This window comes from Allobosea sp. 01N443 (assembly GCF_056399325.1).
Map to the genome: position 1 here is coordinate 1 of NZ_JBFTRC010000236.1, position 7,785 is coordinate 7,785.

The window sequence follows — 7,785 nt, forward strand, 5'->3', positions numbered from 1 at the left end:
AGCGCATCGAGGATCGCGTGGATCACCGTCTGCGGCGCCCCGATGCAGCCGGCCTGCCCGGCGCCCTTGACGCCGAGCGGGTTGGCCGTCGTCGGCAGCTCGACCAGCGAGAGCTCGAAACAGGGTAGGTCGGCTGCGCGCGGCAGCGCGTAGTCCATGAAGGTCGCGCTGAGGAGCTGGCCGCCTTCCGGATCGTAGCGGATGTCCTCCATCAGCGCCTGGCCGATGCCCTGCGCCAGGCCGCCATGGACCTGGGCCTCTGTCAGGAGCGGGTTGATCAGGGTGCCGTAGTCGTCGACGGCGACATAGCGCAGCAGCGTCACTGCGCCGGTCTCGGGATCGATCTCGACCTCGGCCGTCTGCGCGCCGTTCGGGAAGGTGAGGGGGGCGTCGCGATGGGCGCCATGGCCTGAGAGCGCCCGGCCGGTCGTCTCCCCGATATGGCGCGCGACCGTCGCGAGAGCGACGTTGCCGGCGCCGGGCGCACGGAACCAGCCGTCCTGGAAGAGCACGGCCTCGGTTGGGGCCTGGAGCAACTCTGCGGCGGCGGGTTTGGCGGCCCGGATCAAGGCACGCGCCGCCAGGACGAGGGCGCCGCCCCCCATATGCAGCGAGCGGGCGCCGCCATGGCCGCCGCCGGTGGGGACGCGCGCCGTGTCGCCCTGCACGAGATGGAAATGCTCGGCCGGCAGGCCGAGCTGTTGCGACAGGACCTGCGCAAAGCTCGTCTCGTGCCCCTGGCCGTTCGACTGGGTGCCGACCGCCATCTCGACCCGGCCGTCGGCGCGGAAGCTGAGCCAGGCATCCTCATTCGGTCCGCCGCGCGCGGTTTCCAGGAAGCAGCCGATGCCGAAGCCCCGCAATTGTCCGCGCCGGCGCGAGACGGCGCGGCGGCGGCGGAAGCCGGCGCGGTCGGCCGCCGCCAGCACGCGCTCGAGATTCCCCGTGAAGGCACCGCAGTCGAGGACAGCGCCAAAGGGCTTTCGATAGGGGAAGCTGCGGATGAAATTGCGTTTGCGCAGCACGGCCGGATCGATCCGCAGCAGATGCGCCGCCTCATCGGCCAGCCGTTCGATCAGGTAGTTCGCTTCCGGCTTGCCGGCGCCACGATAGGCGTCGACCGGCGCGGTGTTGGTGAAGACGCAGCGGACATCCATGCTCATCGCCGGAATGTCGTAGAGCCCGCCCATGGCGGGCGTCGGCGCGGTCGTCGAACTGCCGGGCCCGAGCGAGGAGACATAGGCGCCGAGATTGGCGATGGTTTCCACCGCCAGCGCCAGGAAACGGCCTCTGGCATCGAGGGCAAGCCGCCCCGTCGTCAGGTTGTCGCGGGCATGGGCGCCGCCGGCGAAATCCTCGATCCGCTCGGCAAGCCAGCGCACCGGCCGGCCCAGGCGCTGCGCCGCGATCAGCACGAGCGCATATTCGGGGTAGGTGACATTCTTCATGCCAAAGCCGCCGCCGACATCGGGGCAGGCGACATCGATCCGCTCGGGCCCGACCTTGAGAACGAGGCCAAGCTCGCGGCGGATGTCGTGAACGGAGGCGCCGCTGAGCGAGAGCCGGTAGCGGCCGCTCTCCGCGTCGAAGCGCCCGAGCGCCGCCCGCGGCTCGAGGGCGGCAGCCGTGATCCGGTTGTTCACGAGCCGGCAGGTCACGACATGTGCGGCGCGGCGGAATGCGGCGGCGACGGCATCGTCATCGCCGAGACGGTAGCGCAGGGCGAGATTGCCCGCGGCTTGCGGCCAGATCTCTGGAGCGGCGGGCTCGGCAGCTGCGGCGAGCTCCGTGACCGCAGGCAGGATCTCGTAATCGACGGCAATCAGCTCGCAGGCCTGGCGCGCCGCGTCCGCGCTTTCGGCCACGACGAAGGCGACGGGGTCCCCGACATGGCGGACGCGCCCGCGCGCCAGGGGGAAACGCGGCGGCACGATCAGCGGCGGCTCGGCCTTCAGCGCGAGCGAGCAGGGCAGTGGGCCGAGATCCTCGATCTCCGCTGCGGTATAGATGGCTGTGACCCCAGGCAGGCTTTTCGCGGCTTGCGCATCGATTGCAAGGATTTCGGCATGGGCATGGGGTGAGCGCAGCACCACGGCGTGCAGGGCACCGGGCACGTGCTCATCGTCCTGGTACTGACCCCGACCCGTGAGGAAGCGCTCATCTTCGAAACGACGCAACGATCGTGGATCTGTTGCCGCATCCGAAACCACATCGATCGTCGCCACGCCGATATCATTCATAGGCCGGTATCATTCATGTCGTCTCGCCAACCCCCAGCCGTCCCATCCTGCCGTAGGGCAGCGACCGGCGCGAAGGATGCGAACATGGCATTCGGGGTCGGCTTTTGAAACAGGGCAGCGCCGACCCACGAAGCGTCGGGTGCGTCGTCGCCCGGCCATGGAGCAGCCTGGTCTCGCGGCAATCGCCGCAGCGCTGCGCAAAGGCGGGCGCTACCGAAAGTGCGCCGGTGCCTAGGAACGCTGGTTGGCGGCCCGCTGCCGCGCCACTTCGCGGATGAACGGCATGAAGGCGGGCGGAATCTCGACCGGCGCCAGGGCCTCCTGGCGGATGTCGAACTCGGCGATGGCCTCGGTCAGCATCTCGAATTCATGGTCTTCGTCGGAGCCCATCGCGCTTTGGAGCAGCGCGGCCGCTCTCAGGACGGCGGCCTTGCGTTCCTCGAAGGAGCCAATCGTCACGGTGTCGGCGTTCGGCATAGCCACCTCCCGTTCAAGATCCTCGCTTGCTAGGCTAGCGACGGAATGGGGGCTTGACGAGTCAAACGAATCAAAATTCGCGGACCTGCGACCGGAAGGCGAGGGCGCGTTCGCGGTGCCGTGGCGCGGCGGTTCGGTGAACGCAGGGAGTTCTTTTACCACGCGGTCAAGGCGCCCGAGCCGGCGGCTCAGTCACRCCAGCGTGGTCCGCTTCCCAGATCCGAATAGCCTCCCTGAGCGCTATCGATTCGCGGTAGCTGCTGCCGTCCTGCACGGTGAGCGCTTTGAGGCGGCGCCTTGCGATCTTATAATCTTCAACAGTCTCGATCGTGAACATCGGCGGGTCCGACCTGCAGGATTCCGGCCCGTGCTTGATTGTCGTTTTCATTGCCGCCTCCGCGATTCAGAATATCCGACAGTGGGGTATCCTCAACTGATGCTACTGCACGTGTGGCTGCTCGGCTTTGCGACAGAACAATGTCACCGCAAGCCACTGCGTGACGCATGACGTCTCGGATTGCTCGCCGTCGGGTCATGCAGAGCCTCGCTCCGCCAAGTCTGTTGCTGCCGGCCAAGTGCTGGCAGCGCAGGAACGCGATGCGGGCAGGAGGTCTACGCATAGAGCTGACCGACGAGTAAAATCGGGCCGTTATTGCGGTAGGTCAACGCAAACCTGTCTTGGCCGTGGTGGCACAGCGACATCGACTGCAAGGAGCGTTGTCATGTCATCCTACGCGAGCCTGATGGTGAATCTGGATCTCGGCCCTCATGCGGCCAGCCGGACTGCGCTTGCGGTCGGCTTGGCAGAGCGCTTCCATGCGCGCTTGATCGGCTCGGCATCGCGCTGCATCATTCCCGCGCTCCCCTTGGAGGCCGGTTTTTCCGCCCAGACGCTGATCGAGCAATGGCGCGAGATCGCTGCGGAAGAATTGCAGCAGATCGAGGCCAATTTCATCAAGGTCGCCAAGTCCGGCGAAAGCACGTCGTTGCGAACCGGTATGGACGAGACGGCACCATTTCTTCTCGAGCAGGCCTCTGCTGYCGATCTCCTGATCGTCGGCCGACAGGGGAGCGGCGACCACCGGGACTGGCGCTTCGCCGTCGATCCCGGGGCGATCGTGCTGGAAGCCGGGCGCCCTGTCCTGCTCGTGCCGCCAACCTCTGACCGCCTTTCGGCGCAGCGTATCGTCATTGCCTGGAAGAACACGCGTGAAGCGCGCCGCGCGGTCTGCGATGCGTTGCCCTTCCTGAAGACTGCCGAAGGCGTGTTCGTCGTCACAGCCGGAGAAAGCGCCGAGAGATCGAGCGCGCAAGACCTGCAGGACTATTTGCGTCATCACGGCATCACCGCCGATCTTGTCCAGGACAGCGCGATGCGGGAAGCCCGCATCGCCGACGAACTGATCCACCGGGCCCGGCAGGAAGGCGCGGACCTCTTGGTGTCCGGTGCCTATGGTCACAGCCGAACGCGCGAGTGGATATTCGGCGGCGTCACGCGTGATCTCCTCGATCATGCGTCGATCTGCTGTTTGATGAGCCATTGATCGTGGCGGCGTCCGGGGGGCGCTGCGTCGATCAGAACCAATCATGTGGGGGGCGGTTCGGAGCTTCGCTGATGGCAAGGCACGTCATCCCGCCCCTTGGCCATCAAGTGCGGGGGGACGCCCGGATGTTGTCCGCCTGCCTTTCGGTGAGATCGCAGACGCAGGCATCGCTGATCTGGGCGCGCTGCGGACTTGGCAGTCGCAGCACAGGAAGGCAGCCCGGCGTGGCGATGCCCCTCTGGGACTCATCGAAACAAACATGTTATCATTCCGTTAAGGAATTCACCGAATTGCCTCGCGGACAAGCCCAGCCGCGTCTGCAATCCAGTGGTGGGCTTTGCGCAGGTGAAGTCATGAATACGCTCCTTGCCCTCCCTGTTGTCGCCCTGATTGGCGTTGGCGGTCTCGTCTTCACCGCGAGTGATGCCGAAGCCCAACACCGTGGTATCGGCGCCGGTGGATACCGAGGCACTGCCATTGGCGGTGGCTACCGCGTTGGATATCGTGGCGCGTACCGTGCCGGATACCGTGGAGCTTACCGTGGGGCGGCATACCGTGGCGGTTACTACGGCAACCGTTACTACGGTGGTCGGGCGCTCGCAGCGGGCGTCGGACTCGCAGCAGGTGCAGCCTATTACGGCAGCGGCTACGGTTCAGGCTACGGCTACGGTTCGGGCTATGGCTACGCCGCTCCCGCCGCATACGGCTATAATGCCTATGGCGGCTATGGCGACGCTACCTATGCCACCACCACATATTCCGGCAGTGCATATTGCGATCCGGGAATCGCGAGCGGCTATCCGCAGACCGTCTATTACAACACACCGGCCTCAACTTACTACGGCGGTAGCGGCTATTATGGCGGCGGATACTACGGGAGAAGCTACTATGGCGGCGGCTATTATGGCCGACCTGTCGTTCGTGCGGGCATCCGCCGCGCCGCATACTACAATAACCGACCAGTTGTTGGGTACTACGGTAGGCGCTGGTAGATCTCCAACACCTGTAGGGCATCAGCGCACGCGTCGCGGTCCTGGTTGCTTCTGGGGCGAACTGCGCGCAGCGACGATCGCTTCAAGCCGAGCCCTATCCGAAGCCGTAATGTCGATGCTGATACCAGTAYGCATCCCGCAATGTCGCATGCCGCAGCGGCGCGGGGAATCCCAAACAGGACTCTTCCGTCCCGATCAATCCACTAGATTGAGATCTTTGGTTGTTGAGGGTTTCAGAGTTTCAGTCCTCGGACCATCGTAAAAGAGTGGTCCCAGAAAGGGGCCACTCCGCTGGCCATCATTTAATATGCTGCTACGACTTGGCGACCGCCTCTATCGCGCTCGTCAGCGTGGCAGCGGGATTCGCTTTGCAATAGTCAGCGATCTTCTGGGCATTGGCATGCGCCTTGTCACCGTCCACCATGGCATTGCCGGCTTTGCCATGGACATAGCCGTTCACCCACATGGCGACGCCAATAGTCTGCGCGGCAGGCATAGCGCCAACCTCCTTGCAAGTGAGCTTCGACATGTCCACTTCCGCCGCCCTTACTTGGCCTGCCAAAACGATAGTTGAAGCGGCGAGTGCGATCGGAAAACAGAGTTTCATGGTCACGACCTCCTTCTAGAAGTCCCCCGCCTTGCAAGAAGCGCTAGTGCCCTGTTGGAAATATGACAGTCGTGCCAAATTTACCGGGACAGCTTTGTGGCCCCAGCGACGATCGCTTCAAGCCGAGCCCTGTCCGAAGCCGTAATGTCGATGCTGATACCGGTATGCATCCCGCAATGTCGCATGCTGCAGCGGCGCGGGGAATTCCAACCAGGACTCTTCCGTCCCGATCAATCCACCAGGCTTTTTGAGCCTTGGAGGATGCCGATTATGCCGAAGAAGACAGACAGGCCATTTCTTCTGACCTCCGTCGGCTCAAAGGCCATACCTCCGGGAGGGCCACTTTTCAGGGAGGCAGGCCACTGTCCTCCGGTCTTGAAACCATGTCCGGCTTCTCCATCTTATTTGGACTAGCGCGCAACTTTCCGATCGAGGAAGCGCCAGGATCAGCTGGCCTCCGACACTTCAGAGCGGGCCGCCGATGATCATCGTCTTGGCGGGCAGCAGTGAGAATCAAGCGTCTTCCTCTTCGTGCCTGACGAAGGAAGATATAAAATGGCAAAGGTTGTTTGCGTCCTCTATGACGATCCAGCCGACGGTTACCCGGCAGGATATGCGCGGGACGGTCTGCCGGAACTCGACCGCTACCCCGGCGGCCAGACACTTCCCACGCCGAAGGCGATCGACTTTGAACCGGGGGTTCTGCTCGGCAGTGTGTCGGGCGAACTCGGCCTGAGGAAATTTCTCGAAAGCGCCGGGCACAGCCTGGTTGTGACCTCGGACAAAGACGGTCCCGGCAGCGTTTTCGAACGCGAGCTCCCCGACGCCGAAATCGTGATCTCGCAGCCCTTCTGGCCGGCCTATCTGACCGAAGAGCGCATTGCCAAGGCGAGCAAACTGAAGCTTGCGATCACGGCCGGCATTGGATCAGACCATGTCGACCTTCAAGCCGCGATGGATCGTGGTGTAACGGTTGCCGAGGTGACCTACTGCAACTCGATCAGCGTCTCTGAACATGTGGTCATGATGATCCTGGCGCTCGTGCGAAACTACATCCCCTCCTATCAGTGGGTGCTCCGTGGGGGCTGGAACATCGCCGATTGCGTCGCGCGCTCTTACGATGTCGAGGGGATGCAGATCGGAACCGTCGGTGCCGGCCGGATCGGCAGCGCCGTGCTGCGCCGGTTGAAGCCGTTCGACGTGAAGCTGCACTACACCGACCGCCACCGTCTTCCGCTGGCGGTCGAGCAGGAACTTGGCGTTACCTTCCACGCGGACGCGGCATCCATGGTTGGCTTTTGCGATGTCGTCACGATCAATGCACCTCTGCATCCGGAGACAGAGAATCTCTTCGACGAGGCGATGATCGCCAGGATGAAACGCGGCGCCTATCTGGTGAACRCGGCGCGCGGCAAGATCTGCAATCGTGACGCTGTGGCCCGCGCTCTGGAGGGCGGGCAGCTCGGCGGCTATGCTGGCGATGTCTGGTTCCCGCAGCCGGCCCCCCAGGACCATCCTTGGCGATCAATGTCGCATCACGGCATGACGCCGCATATCTCGGGATCTACGCTCTCCGCCCAAGCCCGCTACGCCGCAGGCACGCGCGAAATCCTGGAATGCTGGTTCGAGGGCCGGCCGATCCGGGAGGAATATCTGATCGTCGATGGCGGCAAGCTCGCGGGCGCTGGCGCGCATTCTTATAGCGCCGGCGACGCCACCCATGGTTCGGAAGAGGCGGCGCGCTTCAAGACCAGGACGTGATCCAATCGGAATCTGTTCCGCAAGCGGCAAACCTGAGACGGACAGCCGCTGGCTTCCGAGGTCAATGCGGGCTCCCTGAGGCGCCGTTGCCTTGGCCATTCCGAGAGCTTGCGCGCCTTCGCCGTTGTTCCGGAGAGGGGAGACGGCTCCGCCATCTTCAGCGA

At 64.1% G+C, this 7,785-nt stretch carries 6 protein-coding genes; 3 read left to right on the top strand and 3 right to left on the bottom strand.

Annotated features, from left to right (window positions below; genetic code table 11):
- Together AC1DRP_RS32805 and AC1DRP_RS32810 are read right to left on the bottom strand one after the other, a co-directional pair.
- The coding region (locus AC1DRP_RS32805; RefSeq protein ID WP_476770705.1) for a xanthine dehydrogenase family protein molybdopterin-binding subunit at nucleotides 1-2,240 on the bottom strand (2,240 nt) is incomplete at its 3' end.
- Between the two features lie 231 nt (nucleotides 2,241-2,471).
- On the bottom strand, nucleotides 2,472-2,717 hold the full coding sequence (locus tag AC1DRP_RS32810; protein WP_441506764.1) for a hypothetical protein: 246 nt from the start codon (nucleotides 2,715-2,717) through the stop codon (nucleotides 2,472-2,474).
- 722 nt (nucleotides 2,718-3,439) lie between these two features.
- Between AC1DRP_RS32810 and AC1DRP_RS32815 the strand changes: the two genes are divergently transcribed.
- A complete protein-coding gene (locus AC1DRP_RS32815) occupies nucleotides 3,440-4,261 on the top strand; it encodes a universal stress protein (protein ID WP_476770706.1) in 822 nt (273 codons plus the stop codon).
- Nucleotides 4,262-4,485: 224 nt separating this feature from the next.
- Complete coding sequence (locus AC1DRP_RS32820) at nucleotides 4,486-5,253, top strand: hypothetical protein (protein ID WP_476770707.1); 768 nt, start codon at nucleotides 4,486-4,488, stop codon at nucleotides 5,251-5,253.
- Nucleotides 5,254-5,566: 313 nt separating this feature from the next.
- Here the strand turns inward: AC1DRP_RS32820 and AC1DRP_RS32825 are convergent, their stop codons facing one another.
- Nucleotides 5,567-5,860 carry an HdeA/HdeB family chaperone gene (locus tag AC1DRP_RS32825; RefSeq protein WP_441506805.1) on the bottom strand — a complete coding sequence of 98 codons (294 nt, stop codon included), beginning with the start codon at nucleotides 5,858-5,860 and terminating at the stop codon, nucleotides 5,567-5,569.
- Between the two features lie 555 nt (nucleotides 5,861-6,415).
- Between AC1DRP_RS32825 and AC1DRP_RS32830 the strand changes: the two genes are divergently transcribed.
- Nucleotides 6,416-7,621 (top strand): NAD-dependent formate dehydrogenase, encoded by a 1,206-nt coding sequence (locus AC1DRP_RS32830; protein WP_476770708.1) that lies wholly within the window; start codon nucleotides 6,416-6,418, stop codon nucleotides 7,619-7,621.
- The last annotated feature ends 164 nt before the right edge of the window (nucleotides 7,622-7,785 follow it).

What these genes read in the sequence shown, in the direction of transcription:
- AC1DRP_RS32810 (WP_441506764.1), bottom strand. Translation starts at nt 2,717, where the DNA reads ATGCCGAACGCCGACACCGTGACGATTGGCTCCTTCGAGGAACGCAAG.
- AC1DRP_RS32825 (WP_441506805.1), bottom strand. Translation starts at nt 5,860, where the DNA reads ATGAAACTCTGTTTTCCGATCGCACTCGCCGCTTCAACTATCGTTTTG.